The organism is Corallococcus macrosporus (assembly GCF_017302985.1).
Classification (GTDB): Bacteria; Myxococcota; Myxococcia; order Myxococcales; family Myxococcaceae; genus Corallococcus; species Corallococcus macrosporus_A.
Genome location: NZ_JAFIMU010000003.1, coordinates 77,180 through 100,086, shown reverse-complemented (window position 1 = coordinate 100,086; position 22,907 = coordinate 77,180). Strand labels below are relative to the sequence as shown.

Here is a 22,907-nt window from a genome sequence, read left to right as displayed (position 1 = left end):
CCCGCCCCCCGTCGCCAGGAGGCTCGGGGAGCAGGCGGCCGGGGAACCGTTCGCTGTCACTCGTCGAGCAGCTCGACGTTCCAGTACGACACGTCCGCGAGGTGCAGGAACGGCAGCCACTCGCGGTAGGTGACCTTGCGGATGGCGCCGCGGAACAGCGGCGTCCAGCGCGGGCGCACGGGCTTCTTGAGCAGGCGCATCCCGGCCTGCTCCGGCGTACGCCCGCCCTTCTTCAGGTTGCAGGGCACGCACGAGCACACCACGTTCTCCCACGTCGTCTTGCCACCCTGGGTGCGCGGGTTGACGTGGTCGAGGTTGAGCTCGCTGCGGGGCAACTGCTTCGCGCAGTACTGGCAGGTGTCGTTGTCGCGCGCGTAGATGTTGAGGCGCGAGAAGCGCACCTTGGCGCGCGGCAGGTGGTCATACGCGCCGAGCACGAGCACGCGCGGGACGCGGATGGTGCGGTCGATGGTGGTGATGCTGTCCTGGGTGGCGCTGAGGGCGGCCCAGTCCTCGAACTCATACAGGCGGTACTGCTCGTCGATGGCTTTGGCGACGCCCTGATACAGCAGGGAAAAAGCCCGTTTGACCGACGTCACGTGAACCGGTTGGTAGTACCGGTTTAAAACGAGCACGGCGCTGTTGATCATGGCTGGCTTCCCGATTGGGCGGCCGCCACAGCCTGCGCGACCTGCCCCAGGTCCTCCTCTGAGAGACACCGGACGTCGAGAACCACCTCGTCATCCGCAATCCTGCCAATAACCGGCACCTCGCCGTCGCGCAGACGATCCAGGAATACTTTCGGCGCTCCTACGGTGAGGCTGCAGGCGAAGGAAGGCAACCGGGCCAGGGGCATGGCACCTCCACCCACCTGTCCATCCACGGACATGACCTTGCCCACCACGCCACGCGCCGCGAGCAGGGCCGCCAGGCGTTCCGCTCGGGCGAGCAACACCGCTGGCTGCTGGGTGAGCAGGCTTTGGGTGGGAACGGCGTCCGGGCGGCCATCCCGGTACAGCTCCAGCGTCGCCTCCAGGGCCGCGACCGTCATCTTGTCGACACGCAGCGCGCGTGTGAGCGGGTGGGATTTGATGCGCTGGAGCAGGTCCGCGCGGCCAACGATGACGCCTGCCTGGGGTCCGCCGAGCAGCTTGTCACCGGAGAACGCGACGACGTCCGCGCCGTCCCGGATGGCCTGGCCCACGGTGGGCTCGGGTGTGAGGCCAGGGCCTGACAGCGGCACGAGCGCGCCGGAGCCCAGGTCCTGGAACACGGGCACGTCACGGGAGCGTCCCAGCCCGGTGAGCTCCGCGAGGGAGGCCTCTTCCGTGAAGCCGACGAGCGCGAAGTTGGACCGGTGCACCTTCACGATGAGGCCGGTGTCCGGGCCCAGGGCGTTGGCATAGTCCGCGCGGCGGGTGCGGTTGGTGGTGCCCACCTCCACGAGCTTCGCGCCGGACTGGCGCATGACGTCCGGGATGCGGAAGCCGCCGCCGATCTCGACGAGCTCGCCGCGAGACACGACACACTCACGCCCGGAGGCGAGCGCGGCGAGGGTGAGCAGCACGGCGCCCGCGCAGTTGTTGACGACGATGGCGTCCTCCGCGCCAGTGAGTGTGCGCAGGTGCCCGATGAGCGGCGCGTAGCGGCTGCCGCGTTCACCTTCGTCCAGGTCGTATTCGAGGTTGGAGTAGCCACGCGCCACGGCGACGACGCGCTCCACGGCTTCGGGCGCCAGGGGCGCACGGCCGAGGTTCGTGTGGAGCACGACGCCGGTCGCGTTGATCACCGGCCGCAGGTTCGGCGTGGCGAGGGACGCGAGCGCGGCCTCCACGTCCGCGTCCTCGAACGGGCGCAGGTCACCGGCGAGGAGCCGGGAGCGCACGCGTTCGACGGCGAGCCGCAGGGCCGCGACCGCTCGGGCATGGGGAAGGTTCGCGAGCCGGGGTTCCAGCGACGGCCGCCGCAGGAGTTGCTCGATGGAAGGAAGGCCACGCAGCAGCGCGTTCTTTCCTGCCGGGGGGTTCGACGCAGCGCCCATGCTCCGGGACTCTACTCCGCGAACTCCCGACGAGAAGAGCCGTCACCCAACCGTGTCAGGGCACAATCACAGACGCCGGAAGCTCACCACCCGCCGTAGGGCACGGTGATGGCTTCCATGTAGTGGCCGCTCGGGTCCTGGAAGTAGACGCCGCGGCCTCCGTCATGGGTGTTGATCTGATTCACCGCATGACCGAACGGATCCGCCCAGTGCTGGAGCTTCCGGTCGCGGATCTTGGCGATGAGCGAGTCGAAGACCTCCTCCGTCACCAGGAACGCGTAGTGCTGGCCGTGGATGGGCTCGTTCGTGGTCATGTAATCCAGCGACGCGCCATCCGTCAGCTTCACCACCTGGAAGTGCCCGAAGGGCTGCGGCGCCGGCAGCCCGAGCAACTCCGCGAGGAATTGCGCGGACGCGACCTTGTCCTTCGCGTGGATGATGGTGTGGTTGAAGCGGACGGACATAAGGGCCTCCTGGAGGGCTCGCAGCGGCTCGCGCGACGTGCTCCCTATGAATTCGCCCTATCCCGTTATGACGGAGCGAACTCTTCGGTTATCTGTTCAGGGTGTACGTATGGCGCTGAAGTGCGCCGACCGAAAGCGTCTTCAGAGTCATCCCTGGAATCGCGTCCCCGGCGTTGAATGGCTCTTCGCGGTTATCGCTGGCCCACAGGATTGTGATAGCAGCCGAACCTGCTTCCGGCACATCCACAGTGAAGGACTCCCCACGCTGAAGGTCGCGCACCGTATTAGGTCCGGGCGTCTGAGACTTCTTGTAGGTCGTCTCCTTGCCACATAAAGCGAATTCCACTGCGCGAGAGCCAAGCCACACTTCCCCAAGCCAACTACCGTCCCCCTTGTCACGGAACCACTGGTGGCCGGGGATGTCGTTCCATTCGCACGAACCGTCGCCACCGCGGCAGTTCCACCAAAACCCTGAGAGGACACCGCCGTGAGCAGGGCGGAGCACGGACTTCCACGATTGCTTGCACCACTTGCCGTCATCAGACGCCTTATCGCATCGGCCGTCTTTGTTGCCATCCTTCTTCCAGTTGTGCATGTCCGTGCTGCCATACCAGTCGTTGCAAGTGTCGAAGACCCCGTCCACGGTGGTTGAAGTGGTGAAGGGCGTAATGGTGACGCGCGCGACTGGTGGCAGCCACCGCTTAGCGGGGACGATCTCGTCACCGCGACTGGTATGAACGAGGATGACGCCCTCTGCAGCGCCGTCCACCCACGTGCAGGGAATGGCGAGCCCGCTCTGCTGCGAAGGGATGGGCTTGCCTTTGGCGAGCTTCGTGTTGCAGTTCAAGTTCGTGGCTGTTAGCGACTTGAAGGTCGGCCGCGCGCCACCGAAGTCGGAGAGGAACCGAAGAGAGAGAGTCGCTGCATTTCCACTGGTGGTCGTGAGCGCCGTGGCCACTGGCCGAGGCCCATCATTGCCAATATGTGCGGACACGGCCTTGATGCACTCAAGCCAGTTGTCCCGGGCAACCTTCGGGACAATGAGGCTGAAAAAAGTGTCCTTCGTTTCCTCGGTAGTCTGGTGGTTACTCTGCTGGCAGAAGGACGCCCGAGTGAGGGACTGCGTGGCGCTCGACTTTGAGGCGCCTGCGCCCACCGGGATGACCTTGAAAATGGCCTTGGCCTCTACTGCTGAATCCACCGTCTCGCGATGCTCCGCGTACCACGTGCCGCATGCGGCATCGTAGACGGCAACGTTGGAGTCCTTGCTGTGACTCGCACGAAGGTCGTCAGGAACGAGGACGGCGGAGCACTCGCGCATGCGGCCCGTAATGACGTCATCGGCCTGCGCTGGAAGCGCGAGCAAGACGACTGCTACGGAGCTACTGAGAAGTAGCCACGAGACCCTCAAAGGGAAGAGCAAGAGGAAACCCCCGGTTGATGGAGGCATATATTCTACAGTTTCGGCTGGCGAATGCGACAGCTTCACCAAGCCCGAGCTGGAATCCAGCCGCTGCGCCTCTTGAGGAAACTGCTCGAGTTGATTCTCCAGTTCCACGGCCAACTCTTGGTGTGTGTGGCTGCAGGTGTACCGCACCGGATTGTTGAGACACCAGATTGGTTGTAATCAGGCCGCTTGCTTCTGCAGCAGCTCTCGCCGGGCCTGACTCGGCGAGAGGAAATGGTGGCGCTCCAGCAGCCAGTGCTCGTTGTACCGATGGGCCCACTCCCGCAGGGCCCGCCGGAGTTGTTCCACGGTGGCGAAGGAGTGCACCCAGAGCAGCTGCTCCTTGAGGGTGCGGATGAAGCGCTCGGCGCAGCCGTTGCCCTCGGGGCTGCGGACGAAGGAGGGGCTGGAGTCGGCGCCCAGGAAGCGCAGCTCGTTCTGGAAGGCGTCGGAGGTGTACTGGCTGCCGTTGTCATGGCGGATGGACAGCCCCCGTTGCCACGCCCGGCCGTAAGCGCCGAAGCGGGCTTTGAAGCCCTGGCTAATGGGCTCCAGCGCCTCGAAGCGGGTGCCTACCTTGGCGGCATGGATGCCGACGCACTCGGAGGTGCCGTGGTCGACGGCGATGAAGACGGTGGCCTGCCCCTCCTGCGTTGTCAGGGTGAGGTGGCGTCGGTACCCCACATGACGTCGGGCTTGTCGGTGGTATTCCTGCCGTCATAGTGGCGCGGGCCCAGTACCCGGCGGGCCCTGCCTGGTGCCAAGAGGCCCGCCTTATGCATCCGCCGCAGGCAGCGGCCTTCGAGGTGCGCACGCCCTGGACACGCAGCCGGGCCCACACCTTGCGGTGCCCCTCGCCCAGGAAAGGAGAGGCCTGCAGTACGCCGCGAATGGCCTCCAGCAGCGCCGCGTCTGTCAGCGCCGTCTTGGGGCCCCTCTTGGCCGCGGGTGGCACCTCGGACTGACGGCGGGCCCGCTGTCGGTACACCGTGGCCCGAGGCATGCCCCAGGTCGCCGTCACAAGCGCCAGCCCGTACCGTTTGCCGCTGGAGGGCGAGCGGCTGGCGCTCATCCTCTCGACTTCCTCCAGGGAAAACCCGGGGTGTTGCCCCCCCAGCAGCCAGGCCTTCTCCGCCAGCAACTCGTTCTTCATCATCAGCTCGCCCACCATGGCCTTGAGTCGTAGCACCTCGTCGTCCGCTGCTTCCGGATCGCGCCTCTTGAGGTTCGCCTCGGCCCCCGCCAGGAACTTCTCCCGCCACTCGCTCAGCACCGCAGCCGTGACGCCCAACTCCCGGGAGAGCGTGTCGAGTTCCTCACCCTTGATTAGCTGGAGCACCGCCTCCTTCTTCCGCTTCGCGGAGAACCGACCGCGCTCCGACGTCCTGTCCTGCTTCTTCACATCTCCTTCGCGAGGGGAGGCTATCCCCCAGAAAGGTGTCTCAGGAAATCCTGGGGCGGAGGAGGGCGTGTTCGACGAGGGCAGCGCGCTCGCGGCTACGTGCCTCTGGGCCGTCGTCAACTCGTCACGATGATAGGGGACCTGACGCTCCAAGGAGTGGGGCCGGTACTGACCTTCGAGGGCGCTACCAATAGCGACCGCTTCGAAACCTACGTCCGTGAGGGGCTGCTACCCATCCTCAAGCCTCACGACGTGGTGGTCATGGATAACCTCAGCGTCCATCACCGACCGGCAGTCGAGCAGCTCATTCGCAGTCGCAATGCGAGTCTTCTCTTCCTGCCGCCCTATAGCCCAGAGCTCAACCCCATCGAGTCGTGCTGGTTGAAGGTAAAGACGCGCATGCGGGCCATCAGCGCCCGCACGCACGTGGCCCTCCGCGAAGCGATGCGTGAGGCGCTGGCAACCGTGCGGCCACAGGACGCAGCGGCATGGTTCGCCTACTGCGGCTACCCGCCTCAACCGCCGTGATCACCGTTGTAGCGGCGACAGTGCTCCCGTTAGCGCGGAAGTGCCAGCGGCCACAGCTTCGCCAGTTCAGCGCGCAGCACTGTCGCGCTGGCTTGACGCTCTTCCGGCCGCTTCCGCATCAGCTTGAGGACGACCTGCTCGAAGGCCTCCGGCAGTTCCGGGCGCAGCTTCCTTGGCGGCACCGGCGCGTCCTGCACGTGCATCAGCATCAGCGGCACGGGCTGCGCGTGACGGAACGGCAACTGCCCGGTGAGCAGCTCGTACGCCACCACGCCCAGGGCATACAGGTCCGTGGCCGGTGACACCTCCGCGCCAGTCACCTGCTCCGGCGCCATGTACTCCGGCGTCCCCAGCGTCGCGCCCTGGGCCGTGTTGCCCATCACGTGCGCGCTCTTGGCGAGCCCGAAGTCCATCAGCTTCAGCACGCCCATGCGCGTGATGAAAAGGTTCCCCGGCTTCACGTCCCGGTGCAGCACGCCGTGCGCGTGCGCGTGCTCCAGCGCCACCGTGGCGTGCGTCAGCCACCGCAAGGCATTGGCCAGCGTGGGGCGCCCTTCCAGCATCACCTGCCGCAGGTCCCGGCCCTCCAGCAGCTCCACCGTCAGGTAGTGCCGGTCGCCATCCGAGCCCACGTCGAAGACGTGCAGGATGTTCACGTGCTCCAGCGCCCGCGCGTGCTCCACCTCCTGGCGGAAGCGCGTCACCATCGCCTCGTCCGCGTGCGGCACGGCCAGCACCTTGAGCGCCACGCGCTGGTGCTGTTTCAAATCCAGCGCCTGATACACCGCCGACGTGCCGCCCACGCCCAGCCACTTCTCCACCCGGTAGCGCCCCGCCACCACCTGGCCGGGGACGAGGCCCTGGCTCGAGGGCGCGTGAGGCCTTGGCGTCACGGCCCCCTGGATCAACGTCCCGCCCGGAGACACGGGCGTCCGCACCTGCGGCAGCGTCGGCTCGGAGCCGTCCTCGGCCACGGCGTTGCCCGGCCGCGCGTTCAGCGCCTCCGGGCCCAGGTAGGTCAAACCGCCGCTGTCTCGGTCCTTGGAATGCACCCGCCCGCCCCTCTCACGACTCCAGCAGCGAGACGGGGGCCGGCGCGCCCGCGCCTTCGATGTCCAGGTGCGGCGTGGGCAGGTTGTATTCCGCGGCGGCGATGGTGGCCTCCACCATGATGGGGCCGGAAATCTCCGAGGGCTCGCCCTGGCAGAGCACCTCCACCACGTGCTCCAGCGTCCACTTGCCCATGCGGCCCACCTCCAGCCGCGGGCCGTTGAACTTCGCCGTGTCCGCCAGCGCGTCGCTCGCGGAGAGCTTGGCCTCCACGGAGTCGCCCAGATAGCCGCGCGCCAGGTTCAGCACCCGGTCGATGACCGCGTTCCACGCCTGGAGGTGCGTGCGGTCCTGCGCCTCGTCGATGATGTCCAGGCCCACCTGCAGCCGCTCCATGCGCTCCAGGAACTGCTGCACCAGCTTGCCGCGGATGATGCGGCCGTGCTGCGGGGCAATCATCTCCACCGCGGGCGTGAGCTTGCGGATGGCCGCCACCGCGCGCACCAGCGCCGAGTTCACCGGCATGTAGATTTGATGGAACGCCCGGATGCCCGTCCAGTCGGACTCGTCCGCCCACAGGCCCTGCGCCTTGCTGTCCGTGAGGCCGCCGAAGAGGTCCCCGGTGAAGAGCACGCGCGTCTGCGGGTCGTAGAGCATCACCGCGCCGCGGAAGTGGCAGAACGGGGACGGCACCGGCAACAGCTTGTGCCCCGTGGGCACGCTCAGCCCGGCCGTGAACTTCTCCGTCGGGATGAATCGGTTGCGCGGCAGGTTGAAGTGGACGATGAGCCGCCAGGTGTCCTCGGAGCACAGGATGCTCGCGCGCGGTGAGTAGCGCGCGGAGATGATGTTCGCCGAGGACCCCACGTCCGGGTCCTGGTGGTTGATGAAGAGCGCGGACAGCCGGTCCATCCCGCCAATCAGCGACACCACCTTGGTGTGGATGGTGGAGAAGTCGCTGCTCGACCCGGGGTCGATGAGGAGGTTGAACTCCGCGGGCTTCTTCGTCCGCGCGTCCGTGCCCCGGAAGCGGCGCAGGTACGGGTTGGCGAAGAAGATGCCGCCGGGCTCGCGCTTCCCGACCCAGAAGGTCTCGGGGGCGATCTCCACGGCGGTGCGGTTGAGGTCTATCTGTTGAGGGCTGGGGGAGCTGGGCTGGCTCATGGCGTGTTGTTCCTTCACGCAAACGAGGGGGTGGGACAGCCCGGCAATCCTACCAGCCTGACTCCACCCCCGAGCCGCTTCCAACATCCATGGCCAGAGGGGCATGAGCGCCGCTTCTCGCTCTGGCACCCGCTGGCAATCAGGACCAAATCAGTACTCGCCAGACTCCTTGCCTGGCCGGTCGCCGAAGAGCTGCACCCAGCGTCCGTCGAAGCCGCCGTTCTGGGGCAGATACCACCCGCCCTGGAGCCAGAAGCCCTGCTCCTGTCCGTCGATGTCGTCCGTCACGCCCGAGTGCGCGAAGTAGTCGTGCTGCCACCACCAGGCATTCGCGGACGCCGGGTAGCCGCTGGCGCTCGTGCGCGTCTGGCCTCGCGAGTCCACCACCGTGCTGGCCCAGGCCTTGTCGCCGAACGAGCCACCGCCGCCGCCGGTGTCGGACGCCTTGTCGTTCATCTCGTACGTGCCGAAGAACCACGCCTTCGACGGGTAGCCCTCGCGGTCGTCCTGTCCCTCGATGTCGCGCGTCTTCGCGAAGAAGCGCTGCATGCCCACGCTCACCTCCGCCTGCCCCGCCTCGTTCACCACCGGGCTCTCCAGGTAGAAGAAGCGCGGCGAGTCCGGCAGCCAGTGCGTCGCGTAGCCGCCGAACTCCCAGTGCGTGGGGAGGATGTCCGCCAGGTCCTGCAGCTCGTACGTGACGCGCTTCACCGCGGGCCAGTTGGCGGACGAGCCGTTGTCGTAGCGGCTGGCCTGCGCATCCGCCGTGGCGTACCGCACCGGCTGCGCGTTGAACGCGGCCACCGCCGCCGCGTCGTCCTCCGGCACGAACGCGTAGTGCAGCTTCTTTCGCCCGTCGTCGTTGTTGACGTCCGCCTCCGCCTTCCCGCCCGACGCCATCCGCCCCGCGAAGAACGAGTACGGCTCCGTCACGAAGCGCAGCTCCTGCCCGTGCGGCGCCAGCAGCTTGTCGGACCACTCCGCCTGCCAGATGAGCAGGTGGCTGCCCGTGCCCGTCTGCATGAAGTTCAGGTCCGTGCTGCCCTGCCGGCGCACCACGTTGCGCTTGTGCTGCGTCACCACCGCGAACGCCACGGACTCCCCGCTGCCCGGGTCACCCACCACGTTGCGAAGCTGGAGCTCGACGCGCTCCCAGTCGTGGAGCTGCCAGTCGCCCGCCGCGTTCTTATCCAGCGCGTGATACAGGTGATACACGAGGACGAGGTTCTTCCCCCCGTCCATGTACTCAATCAGTGACGTGTAGAGCGTCGGCCGGATGCGCCACCTGTCAAAGGCGCTGGGGCCCGTGCGCGACGCGTCCACGTACTGGTTGATCTGCTTCCAGTGCAGCTTGTTGTTGGAGAAGTCCCCGTCCTGGTCGAAGTCGAAGCTCGTCAGCCAGTCGTAGCCGTGCTTGCCGTCGTTCGCGTTCGCGCGCTTGAAGATGACCGGCGCGTAGTAGCGCAGGAACGCCTGGCGCTGCGCTGTCGTCAGCGACCAGGCCTGCGCCTCGGCGGGTGCCGGGAAACACAGACCCGCCAGGGTGAACAGCGCGACCGCGAGGGGAGCGATTCTCGTTCGGAGGGGGAGCATGGCGGCCGACGAAATCACGGCCCGCCCCTCCCCCTCCACAACGAATACGCGAATTCAGGTTTCAGCCAGGATTACACACTAACGCGATGCACTAGGCATCACCGGCACCTTGGGCGCGCGGCCGTAGAGGAGCTGGTAGGTGTTGTAGGAGCGCAGCACGCGCTTGATGTAGCCGCGCGTCTCCGCGATGGGGATCTCCTCCACCCACGCGTCCAGGGGCAGGTCCGGGTTGGCCGAGCGCCAGCGGTTCACCGCGCCCGAGCCCGCGTTGTAGCTGCCCACCGCGTAGGGCGTGTGGCCCTTGAACTGCTTGATGAGGCCGCCCAGGTAGTGCGCGCCGAAGCGGATGTTCAGCTCCGGCTGGAGCAGCGAGTCCACGGTGAACTTCTTCACCTTGAGGTCACGCGCCACGCCCTTCGCCGTGGACGGCATCAGCTGCGTGAGGCCCATGGCGCCGGCCCAGGACAGGGCCTTGGGATCCAACGCGCTCTCCTCGCGCATCAGCGCCTGGAGCAGGTCCGGCTCCACGCCCGCGGTCGCGGTATGCTTCTCAATCAGGTCGCGGAACGCGTTGGGATAGGCCACCTCCCACACCGGCCGCGTCTGCGCGGTGATGCGGCCGCTCAGGTCCTTGCGCAGCGCCAGCCGCGCGATGGCGTGCGCCGAGCGCGCGTCGCCGGACTGCGACAGCACCATCACCAAGAGCCGCATGGACTCCGGCGGCTGGTTGGTGCGGTTCACCAGCATCAGCTCGGACGACACGGAGTCCGGGAAGCCCAGCCGCAACAGCTCCACGCCCGCGCGGAAGTGGGGGTCGTCCCCCATGGGGCCCGCGAACATCGGCCAGGGGCTGGCGGCCTCCGGCACGTCGAAGATGGACGCCGACACGCGCTCCAGCCGCTTCGGGTCCAGCTCGCCCAGCTTCGAGCGCGCCATCAGGCCGTAGTACGTGGCCGGGTGCTCCACCGCGAGCTTCTCCATCAGCTCCGCGGCGCCCTGGATGTTGCCGCGCTCCTCCAGCGTGCGCGCCCGCCAGTAGCGCGCGCGCTCCACGTCGTAGGACTCGTCCGCGTTGGCGAACTGCTCCTCGATGCGGTCCAGGAAGGAGAAGCCTCCGTCCTCCACCTTCGACGTGCGCGCCACCCAGAAGGCCTTGAAGAGCGCCTCGCCCAGGAAGTCGCCCTTGGGGTACAGCCGGGCCACTTCATCCAGCCGCGCCATGGCCTCCTTGGGGCGGTTCGTCTTCACGTACAGGTCCGCCGCGTAGAAGAGCGCGTCGTCCGCGAACGAGTGGTCCGGGAACTCCTTCGCCAGCCGCTCGTAGGTGTCCGGGCCGTGCTGCTGATCCACGATGGAGCGCGACGAGCCCAGCACGTACAGCGCGCGGGCCAGGAGGTCGCGGTCCTTGCACTGCTCCACCACCGGCGTGAGCACCTGGATGGCGGCCGTGTGCTGGCGCTCCTTGCGCTGCCCCTTGCCGAACGCGAAGTGCGCGCGGCACGCGAGCGCGTCCGGCAGCTTCAGCGTCTTGAGCATCGGCTCCAGGATGGCCATGCCCTGCTTGTTGCGGTGCGCTTCGATCAGCGCCTCCGCGCGGCCCACCTTGGCGTCCACGGGCGGCGTCTGCCCCTTGAGGCGCTTCTCCACCTGCTTGACGATGGGCGACAGCGGCTGGCTGGCCCACAGCTTCCACAGGGCGGCCCGCTCCGCGGCCTTGTCCTTCTTCTCCACCGCGAGGTCCGCCGTGGCGATGAGCGCCTCCGCGCCCACGTTGCGGCCCCAGCCCGTCATCATGCGCTGGGTGAGCGGCGTCAGCGCCGCCATGGCGCCGTCGTAGTCCTTCTTCTTGCGCAGCACGCGCGCCAGGCCCAGGCGCGCGTCCACGTACATGCGCGAGCCTTCCGGCACCTGCTTGAAGCTCTCCGCCGCGTCGTCCAGCCGGCCCTGGGACTCCAGCGCCACGCCCGCGTGCGTGAGGCAGCGGTCCTTGAGCGCCGGGTAGTCGTTGGCCAGCGCCGCCATCTCCGTCGCCGCCGCCTTGTCGTCCCCGGCCCGCACCGCCGACAGCGCGCGCAGGTAGCGCACCGCGGGGCTGTCCCCCTCGCCCTCCAGCAGCGTGCGCGCCTTGGTGTACTGGCCCTTGTCGAACGCGTCCTTCGCGTCCCGCTTCTTGCCGTCCGCGAAGTACGGCGTCAGGTCCTCCAGCCCGTAGCGGCGCCCGCGGTGCACCACCGGCGTGGGCGGCACGAGCCCCGGGAAGGCCGGGTTGAACACCTGCACGTAGCCCACCGGCGACGGCGCCTTGTCCGCGTCCGGCGGCGGCGTCAGCTGCGCCTCCGACGGCGCGCTGTCCGTGCGCGTCGTGGGGGCCTGATCCGTGTCGTCGTCGGCAGGGGCCGTCGCGGCCGGCGCCGGAGCCGTGGCGGCCGGAGCGGCCGCGGGAGTGGAGTCAGCGGGGGCGGGAGCCTGCGCGGACAACAGCGCCGCGGAAGCGAGGAGGGCGAGATGCTGGAGGGACACTTTCATTCGCGGGGGCCTCGGGGACCCTGGGAGATGCGCTCGGGCACGCCCGAGGACAACTGGGGATGGATGGAAAATTTCCAGCCCCTGACAGAGGTTAGACTGTCCGCCTGCACATGGATATCCGCACCCAGAGCGCCCTGCTTGCTTCCATCATCGGTCTGGCGCTGGGCGTGTCCATGTTGTTGCGGCCCGGACGGCCCCGGGTCCTGACGCTCTACTCCGTCTTCACGCTGACGGTGGCCGGGTACTACCTCAGTCTCTTCTTCCACAGCATCTTCCCCGCCCAGGACTACCGCTGGGTGTCGCGCATCGCACTCGGGGCGACGGTGTTCTCCGTCTCCCTGGTACCCGGGGCGGCGGTCGCCTTCTTCCTTGAGTTCCTGGGGGTCGGCAAGGGCGCCCACCAGGTCGGCCGGCGGCTCGCCCTCCTGTCCGGCGTGCTGGGGCTGACCGTCGCCGTTACACCGTTGGCGGACAAACCATGGGCGCGGATGGCGATGGGCGCCTGGGTGCTGGGCACACTGTTCACTTCCGTGTCCCTGCTGGTGCACCGGGTGCGCACGACGGAGTCGCGCATCGAGCAGTTCCGGCTGGCGTACCTGGCCATTGGCGCGGGCGCGGCGGTGCTGTTCAACGGGCTGGATTTCCTGTCGCGCAACGACATCCCGTTCCCCACGCTGGGGCCGGTCTTCGCGACGCTCTACCTGTTCTTCCTCGCGCAGACGCTCCTGCGGCTGCGGCTGATGGACCTGCACGAGCTCCTGGGGAAGATCGCCTCGCAGACGGTGCTGGCCATCATCCTGGCCTCGGTGTTCACGGTGCTCACCGCGTGGGTGGACGAGAACACGTCGCTGTTCGTCTTCAACACGGTGGTGGCCGCGTTCGTCATCCTCATCCTGTTGGATCCGCTGCGCACCAAGGTGGAGGAGATGGTGGTGCGCATCTTCTTCCGCGAGCGCTTCGCCCTGCTGGGCACGCTGGGTTCCCTGCGCGTGCGCATGGCGTCTGTCATCGAAATCTCCGAGCTGGCGCGCCTGGTGCTGGACGCGCTGCACGAGACGGGGCGCGTGACGCACGCGTCGGTGTACCTGATGGCGGAGGACCGGCCCGGGTACCGGCTGCTGGACTCGCGCGGGCCGCTGCCGGTGGCGCTGCTGGACACGGCCGCCGCGCGCGGCGTGCTGTTCGCGGTGGCCAGCGGGCAGAAGGCAGTGCTGCTGGAGAACATCGAGCGGCGCATCTCCGTCATGCGCGTGCAGGCGGTGGAGGGCAAGCGCTTCCGCGACGAATTGAAGCGGCTCAACGACACGCGCGCCGCGCTGCTCCAGATGAAGGCGGGCATCTGCGTGCCGCTGATGGGCAACGACCGCGTCATCGGCTTCCTGAACCTGTGGGACGAACGGGTGCCGGAGGCGTACGCGTCGGATGAAATCGCCCTCATCCTGGAGGTCTCCGAGCGGATGGCGACGGTGCTGGAGAACTCCAAGCTGTACGAGAAGATCCGCGAGCGCGACCGCCTGGCGGCGCTGGGTGAGATGGCGGCGGGCCTGGCGCACGAAATCCGCAACCCGCTGGGCGCCATCAAGGGCGCGGCGCAGTGCCTGGACCCCAAGCGGCTGCCGGGTGAGGACGGCGAGTTCCTGGACGTCATCGTCGAGGAGGTGAACCGGCTCAACGGCGTGGTGACGGCGTTCCTCGACTACTCCCGGCCCCTGAAGCAGAACTTCGGGCCCACCGACCTCAACGAGGTGGTGACGCGCACGATGCGGCTCATCCAGAACGACATGCCGGCCTCGGTGGAGCTGGCGGTGGAGCTGGACCTGCGCCTGCCGCGCGCGGAGGGCGACGCGGAGCAGCTCAAGCAGGTGCTCATCAACCTGGTGCAGAACGCGGTGCAGGCGCTGGGGGCGCAGCCGGGCCGCATCACCGTGCGCACGGAGAAGCCGGAGCGCTTCGCGGACTTCCGCAGCGCGCCCGGTGAGTTCGTGGAGGTGCGCGTCTCCGACACCGGCCCGGGCATCCCGGCGGATCAGCAGCCGCACATCTTCGTGCCCTTCTTCACGACGAAGCAGAAGGGCACGGGCCTGGGGCTCGCCATCTGCCAGCGCATCGTGAAGAACCACGGCGGCGGCATCAGCGTGCAGAGCAAGGTGGGCGAAGGCACCGTGTTCATCATCCGCCTGCCGGCGCTCCCCTCCGAGCCGGTGGAGGGCGCGCTGCCGGAGGGCACGCCCGCGCCCCCCACCCGCCCCTCGCAGCCCGCCCTGCCCGTCCCGGAGGAGCTGCGCGAACCCACGCCCGTCCCGAAGGCGCCGGAGCCCAAGCCGAAGAAGGAGAAGCGCCGCCGCGCGGGGTGAGGGGCGCGGCATCCCGTTTCCGGGAAAGACCCGGTAGGCTGCGGATGCCATGCAGGCGTGCCCCTTCTGCCAGACGACGATGCGCAGCACCTATGCCCGGGGGCTGGTGCGCGACGAGTGCGGTGCGTGCGGGGCGGCCTGGTTCGAGGAGGAGATGCTGGCGAAGGTCGTCGGCGCGCCCACGCTGACGGCCGTGTTCGAGCAGGCGAAGGGCAAGCCCGGGCAGTGCAAGGGCTGTGAGGCGTCGCTCCAGTACGTCCCGGGCTGTCCGTCCTGCGGGCGTCAGGCACCCACCTGCCCCACGTGTGGCACCGCGCCGCTGTCCGTGGTGGAGCTGCGGGACGTGGCGGTGGATGTCTGCTGCAAGTGCCGGGGCGTGGCGCTGGACGCGGAGGAACTGGCCCGGCTCCGGAAGGCCGCGGAGCCGGAACCCCGCCCGGAGCCGTCCCCCGCCGCTGACTTCGAGCACGAATACGACGACCGGCGAAGCCTGAGCCTATTGCCCAAGGTGCGCATCGGAGACGAGCCGGCCTGCGTGACGTGTGGCCGGCGGATGGACGCGCGCTACGGCTTCGTCTGGGAAGAGCACCTGTACTGCGGAAGCTGCGCCCCGGAAGGCTCCACGCCCTACACGGACGAACTGACCAAGGCCCAGCCCAGCGAAACGTATGGCCGCCGCGCCCGGCACCTGAACAACAGCGCCGCGGAGTCCGCCGTCGTGTGGCTGTTGTCAAAGATCTTCAAGTAGCGCTCAGAACCAGCCCAGGTCCTTCAGCTTCCGCTCAATGGAGCTGGGCTGTCGCCCCAAGAGCCGAGCGATTGTTTCGGCATTCATCTGCCGGTTCGCGAGCTCCTTCACTGCTTCCTCCTCTTCATCGGTCCAGGACTCGTAGGCGCGCGGATGAGAGCGGCGGGCCTCGATCATCTCGGGTTTGAGATCAGTCTTCCGGATGCCGAAGTACTGGATCAAATTGACTTCAGCCTTGGGAGTGGCCTGTGGCGGAGGCGCGGCGGCCCCACTGGGCGCGCCCGTCAGTGAAATCCTGGCCGAGTGTTGACGGAGGGCCTGCACTTGCTCCGTGAACTGCTTGTAGAGCGTCGGCGAATCGCTTGCGGAGATCTGTATCGCGCTCTCCCAGCTATTGAGTGCGGAGGTCTCCACGAGGTTCATGGAGGTAAGGATGGCGCACTTCTCACTCATGTAGAGCTTCGCATGCAGGCGCTCCACACAGAGGAGCTGCGCCCCATCTGCGGCGAATGGCTGGAGATGGGAAGCAGTCTTGTTCACTTCATCCGCCCGGATGATCAGTGAGACGGGAACGCGGGCCTTCAACCGGCCGCAGATTGCGTTCTGCAGATGATTCCAAGGCTTGAAGTATGGCGTTACCAGCACCAGCTCCTTCTGGGCTCCCTCGATCAGGTCCTGGACGGCCCCTGAGATCTTGGTGGGAGGAATGAAGGAAGGAGCTTCCGAACGGCCAAAGAACATGAGGTCTCCGGGACAGCGAACGAGCGCGATTGCAGCTCAAGGCCCCTGCCCTGTCCAGCCACTCGGGGACGACTGCCCGTCCTCAGTGAGAGCGACATCGTGTCATGACGGTGAGTCACGACCGGGTCATTCAGGACTGACACTCAGACTCAAGCTGACCGCGTCCTTCGTTGCCTTACCTCTGAACCAGAGGCTGGCCCCAACCTTGCTCTGGTTCTGCTTGGTTCCAAAGCTGGGAGGCTTCGGTGGTTCTTGGGATGCGAAGTGCCCTTCGGGGTCTGTTTATCTTGCTTGTCGTCTCATGCGCATCGACGGCTGCGCTCATCGTGAATCAGGGACTCGGCGGCCTCCTGACGCCAGTACCCGATGTTCTCCCCGAACCGGCGGCACGGTTAGCTGCCTCTCCCGCGCCACCGCTGGATGAAGCGCGGCTGGCACAGTTGACCGGTCTTTCGTTCGTCACGGGCGTGAGGGTGGATCCGGATCATCCGCCGGACCTGCGCCGCAGCACCTTGGGCATCCGGCTTCTGGGCACGCTGGTGTCGCAGGATCCCCAGTGGTCCATGGCCTCCATCCATGAGCTTCCGGCCGGCAGCGCGCGCAGCCTGATGCTCAGTGACACCATCCAGGGCGCCCGCGTCTTCGCCATCGAGCGGGAGCGCATCCTCCTGCTGGTGGACGGCCGGCTCGAATACATAGACGGCTCAGGCAGCGTGGCCCCCGTTCCGGTGAACGTTCATCCGGGCGCCGTGCTGGGCCGGGGCATCCGTGAGACGGCCGCGGACAGCTACACGGTGCCCCGCGAGGACCTCACCGAGGCCCTCACGCACCTGGATGACCTGATGATGCAGGCGCGCGTCGTCCCCTCCTTCCGCGACGGCCGTCCCGTGGGCTTCAAGCTGTTCTCCATCCGTGAAGGGTCGTTCTACGCACGGTTGGGGCTGCGCAATGGAGACGTGCTCCAGCGCATCAACGGCCTGGACCTGGACAGCCCCGACAAGGCGCTGGAGGCCTTCCACACGCTGCGAGACTCCCGGCGCATCGAGCTGCAAATCGAACGCGACGGCGCGCCGGTCCGGAAGGTCTTCGACGTCCAGTAAATGCCCTGTAACCGCTTTCCGGAGGGCTGCGTACTCGTCGGCAACCCGCTGTCCCCGACCTGATCACGGAGCCATCCCATGAGCCTCTGGAGCCCCGCCGCCCGCGACGCCTTCCGCGCCCGCGTCACGCCCAAGCCCGCTCCCCGCCCGGAGGTGACCCCGAAGGCCCCGGCCGCCCTCAAGCCTCCGCCCGCGCACCTCCGGCAGCAGGACTCGTTCACCCCGTCAGGCCCTGCGCGCAAGAGCCCGATGCCCGAGCTCAACCCCCGGGCCATCCACACCGGCTACGACAAGCCCCAGCAGGCGGAGGACCTGCCGACGAAGAAGACGGGCACGGCCATCCTCACCCTCAACACCGCCACAGGCGCGGGCGACGAGTACAACGAGAAGACCAACCGCAAGGCCCAGGCCCAGCTCATCAAGGACTCCGGCGCCACCGTCGTCGCGTTCCAGGAAGTGGACGTGAACGTCAAGCGCAGCGGCGACCAGAACACCGCGCTCGCCATCGTCGCTGGCGTCGACCGGGACTTCGCCATCTTCCAGGGGAAGAACAGCCCCAAGCCCGTGGACATCTACGCGGATGCGCCCGAGACCGCCATCCGAGAGGGCGTGGACGGCACCACCCTCTACCAGACGCCCGGGGGCACGCTCGTCACGGGCGAGGCCTTCTCCGGCGATGACCAGGAGGGCGGAATCAAGGAGGACACGGGCGCGGATGCCACCTACGGCAACGCCACCTACGTCGCGGATCCGGATCAGCTCACCGAGGCCTATACCGTCGCGCTGCCCACCCGCGTCGGGGGACCTGGCGCCGCCTCCGCGGACAGGCTCGCCGCCCTCGCGGACGGCCAGCTGACGCCCGAGGAGCGCAACCAGCTGCACGTCAACAACGAGGTCCTCCGCCACGACGGCGCGTCGGAGCCGCGCGCCGCGCTCGTCACCCGCGTCAAGGGACCGGACGGCCAGGAGCGCACCATCATCAACGTCCACGTCGCCGCGGGGGAGGACAACAAGGACCTGCGTGACGCGCAGCTCGCGTACATCGCGCAGATCGCCGCCGCCGAGGCCAAGGGCCCACCCGCGCGAGACGTCGTGGTGATGGGCGACCTCAACACCTCCACCACGGAGGTGCAGGAAATCTTCGGCCAGTACGGCCTGCAGCGCGCCGTGGGCGGCACGAGCGGCGACCCGGACGAAATCGAGGACTTCGACCAGGTGTGGACCACCGCCGGCGTGAACACCCAGAACAGCGCCCAGGTGGACACCGGCGGCGCGTCGGACCACCCGCACGCCGGCTACACGGAGATCAGCTGATCAGGCCTGCGCCGCCGCCAGCTTCTCCTGCGCGGCCTCCCAGCGGGCATAGAGGTCCTCCAGCTCCTCCTTGCCCGCGCGGTGCGCATCCATCAGCGGCTTCGCCCGGGCGAAGTCGTTGTAGAGCACCGGATCCGCGAGCTGCCCCTCGCGGTCCTTCTGCTCGGCCTCCACCTTCGCGATGCGCTCCTCCAGCTTCGCGATCTCCTTCTTGATGGGGCCCTCCACCACGGAGCGACGCTGGCGCGCCTCCGCCTCCAGGCGCTTGCGCTCCTTCTCCGACACCGGGCCCGAGCCCGCCGCCCCGCCCTTCCCGTTCGACGCGCCCGTGTCCGCGCCCTCCGCCGCCAGGCGCAGCTGCTCCTGGTGGTAGAGGTATTCGTCCAGGTTGCCCGGGTGCGACGTGAGCTTGCCGTCCGCCACCTCCCAGACGTGCGTGCACAGGTTGTTGATGAAGCTGCGGTTGTGGCTCACGAACAGCAGCGTGCCGCCGTACAGCTTCAGCGCTTCAATCAGCATCTCCGACGAGTCCAGGTCCAGGTGGTTCGTCGGCTCGTCCATCAGGAGGAAGTTGGACGGGATGAGCAGCAGCTTCGCCAGGGCCACGCGCGCGCGCTCGCCACCGCTCAGCACGCCGATGGGCTTGTCCACGTCGTCGCCGCTGAAGAGGAACGCGCCCAGCACGCCGCGCACGTAGCTCTCCGGCTTGTCCGCCGCCAGGGGCCGCACCTCTTCGATGATGGTGTTGTGGCGGTCCAGCTTGTCCGCGTGGTGCTGCGCGTAATAGCCCACCACCACGTTGTGCCCCAGGGACACCTTGCCCGTGTCCGGCGCCAGCTCGCCCGCGACCATCTTGAGCAGCGTCGTCTTGCCCGCGCCGTTCGCGCCCACCACGGCGATGCGCTGGCCCCGCTCCAGCCGCGCGTTCAGCCCGTCGTAGACGGTGAGCGCGCCGTAGCGCTTGGTGATGCCCTCCATCAACACCACGTCGCGGCCCGAGCGCTCCACTTCCGGGAAGCGGAACTTCATCGTCTGGCGCTCTTCCAGGACCTGGACCTTCTCCAGCTTGGCCAGCATCTTCGCGCGGCTCTGCGCCTGCTTCGCCTTGGTGGCCTTCGCGCCGAACCGGTCGATGAAGCCCTGCAGCTCCGCGCGGCGCTGCTCCACCTTCTCCGCCCGGGCCTGCAGGAGCACCATCTCCTCCGCGCGCTGGCGCTTGTAGTCCTCGTAGTTGCCGGCGTACTCGCGCACGCCCTCCATCTCCAGCGACACCACCCGGTTGATCTGCCGGTTGAGGAAGTCGCGGTCGTGGGAGATGAGCACCATCGCCTTGTTGGAGCGGCGCAAAAACCCGTCGAACCACGCGAGCGTGGGCACGTCCAGGTGGTTCGTGGGCTCGTCCAGCAGCAGCAGGTCCGGGTCCTGGAGCAGCAGGCCCGCCAGCGCCGCGCGCATGCGCCAGCCGCCGGAGAGCGCCTGGGTGGGCTTGGACAGGTCCGCGTCCTTGAAGCCCAGGCCCTTGAGGATGCGCTCGGCGTGGTGGCGGCCGTAGCGGTTCTCGAAGTCGTCCAGCTCCGCGTGGAGGTCCGCCAGCGTCTGCGCCAGCTCCAACTGCTCCTCCTCGTCCGTGCTGGCCGCGAGCGCTCCTTCCGTGTCCTTGAGGCGCGACTCCAGCGAGTCCCGGCCAGGCACGGTGCTCATGACGGCCTCCACCACCGTCCCCTCCGGCAGGCCGGCGATCTCCTGGGGCAGGTAGCCCGCCCGGGCCCGGCGGCTGTACTGGACGGTGCCCCCGTCCGGCTGGCTCACCCCGGCGATGATCTTCATCAGGGACGACTTGCCCGTCCCGTTGGCCCCCACCAGGCCCACCCGGTCCCTGGGACCGAGGGTGAAATTGTCCTCGTCGAAGAGGACCTTCTTTCCGTAGGCGAGGCTGATGTCCTGGGCGATGACGAGGCTCATGGCGGAGGGGGGAGATAACAGCCGGCAAGCCCCACGGGAACGGTTCTGATGCCTGCTTGACTGCCCAGGGAGCACATCTCCCCGGTTGGGCGGAAGGCGGGGCTTGCCTATACTCCCGGCACCCATGGCCGCCCCCTGCCCCCACTGCGGTAGTACCGAAGGTCAAGATCACCTGTGCGCGGCGCAGAGTCTCCAGCTCCTGGGCCAGGTGCTGGACGGCCGATACAAGATCGAGAGCGTCCTGGGTCAGGGCGGCATGGGCATGGTGTTCCGCGCCACGCAGACGTCGGTGCAGCGCCCGGTGGCCGTGAAGACGCTCAACCCGTCGCTCGCCGCGGCGCCCCAGTTCTTCGAGCGCTTCCGCCGCGAGGCGGAGATCGCCAGCCGGCTGCGGCACCCGAACGTCATCACCATCTTCGACTTCGGCCGGGCCGCGGACGGCACCTGCTACTACGTGATGGAGCTCCTCAAGGGGGAGAGCCTCAAGGAGCTGGTGAAGCGCGAAGGGCCCATGACGCTGCGCCGCGCGGTGAACCTGCTGGAGCAGGCCACGCTGGGGCTGGCGCACGCGCATGAGGAGGGTTGCGTCCACCGCGACCTGAAGCCGCACAACATCATGGTCCAGGCGCTCGACGGGAAGGACTTCGTCAAGGTGCTGGACTTCGGTCTGGTGAAGGCGCTGGAGCAGGACGAGGAGGAGCAGCTCACCTCCACGGGCCAGGTGCTGGGCACCCCGCAGTACATGCCGCCCGAGCAGGCCGGCGGCGAGTCCGTGGACCAGCGCTCCGACCTCTACTCGATGGCGGGCGTGCTGTACTTCTGCCTCACGGGCAGCTCGCCGTACGGCGCGAACACGGTGCGCAAGGCGCTGACGGCGTCGCTGACGCAGCCCGTGCCCCCGGTGAACAGCAAGCGCCAGGGCGCGCCGGTGCCCCCGGAGCTGGACGCCTTCTTCGCCAAGGCGCTCGCGCCGGAGAAGGAGGACCGGTACCAGAACGCGCAGGAGTTCATCGACGCGCTGCTGGACGCGGTGGAGGGCCTGTCCGCGGAGGAGCTGGACGCGCACCCCACGGGAGGCACGGCGGGCACCGAGCGAGGCACGGGCAGCCGCAGCCGTCCGGGAGCGGGCTCGGGAAGCCGAGCGGGCTCGGGGAGCCGGCTGGGTTCCGGAAGCCGCGCGGGCCGTGCACCGGCCGCGGGCAAGACGGGCTCCCGCATGGGCCTGGCCCCGCCGCCCCGGGGGACCACGCCGGCCGGAGCGCAGGCTCCGCGTGCGACGGGCAACGCGCACAGCCCGGCGCCCGCGGCGCAGCGGGCCCGTCCGTCCGCGCCCCGCCAGGTGGAGCCGGAGCTTCCGCCGCCGCCCAAGGGCATGTCCGCGGGCATGAAGGCCGCGCTCATCGGCGTGCCGCTGTTGTTGATTGGAGCGGGCGTGGCGGTGGTGATGGCGCGCGGAGGTGGCAATGAGACGCCTCCGGCCCCCGTGGGGATGACGCCTCCTCCGAGGGCACCCGTGGAAGCCCCGCCCTCGCGGGTGCAGGAGCCGGCGGCGACGCCTCCTCCGGCGGCGCTGCCGCAGGACGTAACGGTGGAGTTCACCTCCACGCCGTCTGGCGCGGCCATCTTCGACGGCGAGGCGCAGATCGGCACCACGCCCACGAAGCTGATGCTCCCGCGTGAGAAGGCCTCCGTGCTGCGCTTCAAGCTCGCGGGACACCAGGACCAGGAGAAGCGGCTGGACTACAGCCGGCTCGCGGACACGGCGGAACAGCACGTGAACGTGCGCCTGGACCCGGTGCGCACCGCCCCGCCGCCCCGGCCCACGAAGCCCTCGAAAGCCGGCGGCAACGACCCGGGCATCGGCGTGTTCGAGTAGGACGAGGGTTCGATTCCCTCGGCCTTGCTTCCGAGAAGCCCGGCAATCCTAAAGGGTTGCTGGGCTTTTCTTTGCCCTCATTGCTCATTCCAGCGGTGAGTGGCCAACCGCGGGAACGAGGACTTCACGCCCGTCCTACGCTCGCGCCAGGGTGACGAGAAGCTCATCCAGCTGCTCGAACGTCTCGACCAGCGCCTCCGCCGCGCCGCCGGCAGCGTCGAGCGCTTCCTTCGAGGCGTAGAGCTCGCTCACGACCAGCAGCGTCTTGCCCTCTTTTTCCTCGAAGGTCACGGTGGTGACGGACGAATTGTCACCGCCTTCCTCATTGGTCCAGACGAGGCGCGAGTGCGGTGTCACTTCGGTGTACGTCCCGAAGAACGCCATCCCCTGAGCGAACACCAGACGGTATTTGCCCCCGATACGGACATCCATCTCGCAGGAAGCCAGGGTCATTCCCATCGACTTCGGAACCCACCACTTCTTGAACAGCTCGGGCTTCGTCCACGCCTCGAACACGATGCGTGCCGGAGCATTGACGGTTCGCGTGACGACGGTCTCACGCTCGGACTTCCGTTCCACGATCGTGCGGTTCTTCAT

The 22,907-nt window shown here is 68.1% G+C and carries 17 protein-coding genes and 1 pseudogene; 6 read left to right on the top strand and 12 right to left on the bottom strand.

The features are described 5' to 3' along the window. Positions 1-56 precede the first annotated feature (56 nt). From JYK02_RS05170 to JYK02_RS05150, 5 genes and pseudogenes are all read right to left on the bottom strand, one after another. Positions 57-650, bottom strand: coding sequence for an HNH endonuclease (locus JYK02_RS05170; RefSeq protein ID WP_120526360.1), 594 nt, complete (start codon positions 648-650; stop codon positions 57-59). Then, positions 647-2,041 (bottom strand): L-seryl-tRNA(Sec) selenium transferase, encoded by a 1,395-nt coding sequence (gene selA, locus JYK02_RS05165; RefSeq protein WP_207048769.1) that lies wholly within the window; start codon positions 2,039-2,041, stop codon positions 647-649. Before selA ends, JYK02_RS05170 begins: the two co-directional genes overlap by 4 nt. An 83-nt stretch (positions 2,042-2,124) precedes the next feature. Beyond that, entirely contained in the window at positions 2,125-2,505 is a 381-nt protein-coding gene (locus JYK02_RS05160) for a VOC family protein (protein ID WP_207048768.1), read from the bottom strand. An 88-nt stretch (positions 2,506-2,593) separates the two neighbouring features. Next, on the bottom strand, positions 2,594-4,063 hold the full coding sequence (locus JYK02_RS05155) for a hypothetical protein (RefSeq protein ID WP_207048767.1): 1,470 nt from the start codon (positions 4,061-4,063) through the stop codon (positions 2,594-2,596). Between the two features lie 69 nt (positions 4,064-4,132). Continuing rightward, positions 4,133-5,354 (bottom strand): annotated as a pseudogene (locus JYK02_RS05150) (IS3 family transposase). Here JYK02_RS05150 and JYK02_RS05145 point away from each other — a divergent pair. Continuing rightward, on the top strand, positions 5,283-5,882 hold the full coding sequence (locus JYK02_RS05145) for an IS630 family transposase (RefSeq protein ID WP_347402433.1): 600 nt from the start codon (positions 5,283-5,285) through the stop codon (positions 5,880-5,882). The pseudogene JYK02_RS05150 and the gene JYK02_RS05145 sit on opposite strands and share 72 nt — an antisense overlap. A gap of 29 nt (positions 5,883-5,911) precedes the next feature. Here JYK02_RS05145 and JYK02_RS05140 read toward each other — a convergent pair whose 3' ends face one another. The 4 genes from JYK02_RS05140 to JYK02_RS05125 all read right to left on the bottom strand — a co-directional run bounded on the left by JYK02_RS05140 (position 5,912) and on the right by JYK02_RS05125 (position 12,215). Then, positions 5,912-6,934 carry a protein kinase domain-containing protein gene (locus JYK02_RS05140; RefSeq protein WP_207048765.1) on the bottom strand — a complete coding sequence of 341 codons (1,023 nt, stop codon included), beginning with the start codon at positions 6,932-6,934 and terminating at the stop codon, positions 5,912-5,914. A 13-nt stretch (positions 6,935-6,947) separates the two neighbouring features. Further along, a complete protein-coding gene (locus tag JYK02_RS05135) occupies positions 6,948-8,096 on the bottom strand; it encodes a hypothetical protein (protein WP_207048764.1) in 1,149 nt (382 codons plus the stop codon). Between the two features lie 150 nt (positions 8,097-8,246). Next, positions 8,247-9,689 (bottom strand): hypothetical protein, encoded by a 1,443-nt coding sequence (locus JYK02_RS05130; RefSeq protein ID WP_242588448.1) that lies wholly within the window; start codon positions 9,687-9,689, stop codon positions 8,247-8,249. A 78-nt stretch (positions 9,690-9,767) separates the two neighbouring features. Then, positions 9,768-12,215 (bottom strand): transglycosylase SLT domain-containing protein, encoded by a 2,448-nt coding sequence (locus tag JYK02_RS05125; RefSeq protein WP_207048762.1) that lies wholly within the window; start codon positions 12,213-12,215, stop codon positions 9,768-9,770. A 110-nt stretch (positions 12,216-12,325) separates the two neighbouring features. Between JYK02_RS05125 and JYK02_RS05120 the strand changes: the two genes are divergently transcribed. Continuing rightward, positions 12,326-14,569: a GAF domain-containing sensor histidine kinase gene (locus JYK02_RS05120; protein ID WP_207048761.1), complete on the top strand. Its 2,244-nt coding sequence runs from the start codon at positions 12,326-12,328 to the stop codon at positions 14,567-14,569. Between the two features lie 49 nt (positions 14,570-14,618). Next, positions 14,619-15,317: a zf-TFIIB domain-containing protein gene (locus JYK02_RS05115; protein ID WP_207048760.1), complete on the top strand. Its 699-nt coding sequence runs from the start codon at positions 14,619-14,621 to the stop codon at positions 15,315-15,317. Between the two features lie 3 nt (positions 15,318-15,320). On the opposite strand, the gene JYK02_RS05110 is transcribed toward JYK02_RS05115, so the two are convergent. Beyond that, a complete protein-coding gene (locus JYK02_RS05110; protein WP_207048759.1) occupies positions 15,321-16,058 on the bottom strand; it encodes a phospholipase D-like domain-containing protein in 738 nt (245 codons plus the stop codon). Positions 16,059-16,315: 257 nt separating this feature from the next. Between JYK02_RS05110 and gspC the strand changes: the two genes are divergently transcribed. Together gspC and JYK02_RS05100 are read left to right on the top strand one after the other, a co-directional pair. Then, the gene (gspC, locus tag JYK02_RS05105; RefSeq protein WP_277991271.1) at positions 16,316-17,158 is read left to right on the top strand and encodes a type II secretion system protein GspC; all 843 of its coding nucleotides are present in this window, start codon (positions 16,316-16,318) and stop codon (positions 17,156-17,158) included. Between the two features lie 78 nt (positions 17,159-17,236). Beyond that, complete coding sequence (locus tag JYK02_RS05100) at positions 17,237-18,472, top strand: endonuclease/exonuclease/phosphatase family protein (RefSeq protein ID WP_207048757.1); 1,236 nt, start codon at positions 17,237-17,239, stop codon at positions 18,470-18,472. Here the strand turns inward: JYK02_RS05100 and JYK02_RS05095 are convergent, their stop codons facing one another. Then, positions 18,473-20,434 (bottom strand): ABC-F family ATP-binding cassette domain-containing protein, encoded by a 1,962-nt coding sequence (locus JYK02_RS05095; protein WP_207048756.1) that lies wholly within the window; start codon positions 20,432-20,434, stop codon positions 18,473-18,475. A 124-nt stretch (positions 20,435-20,558) separates the two neighbouring features. Between JYK02_RS05095 and JYK02_RS05090 the strand changes: the two genes are divergently transcribed. After that, positions 20,559-22,310 carry a serine/threonine protein kinase gene (locus tag JYK02_RS05090; RefSeq protein WP_207048755.1) on the top strand — a complete coding sequence of 584 codons (1,752 nt, stop codon included), beginning with the start codon at positions 20,559-20,561 and terminating at the stop codon, positions 22,308-22,310. A gap of 135 nt (positions 22,311-22,445) precedes the next feature. Here the strand turns inward: JYK02_RS05090 and JYK02_RS05085 are convergent, their stop codons facing one another. Further along, a complete protein-coding gene (locus JYK02_RS05085) occupies positions 22,446-22,907 on the bottom strand; it encodes an SRPBCC family protein (protein ID WP_207048754.1) in 462 nt (153 codons plus the stop codon).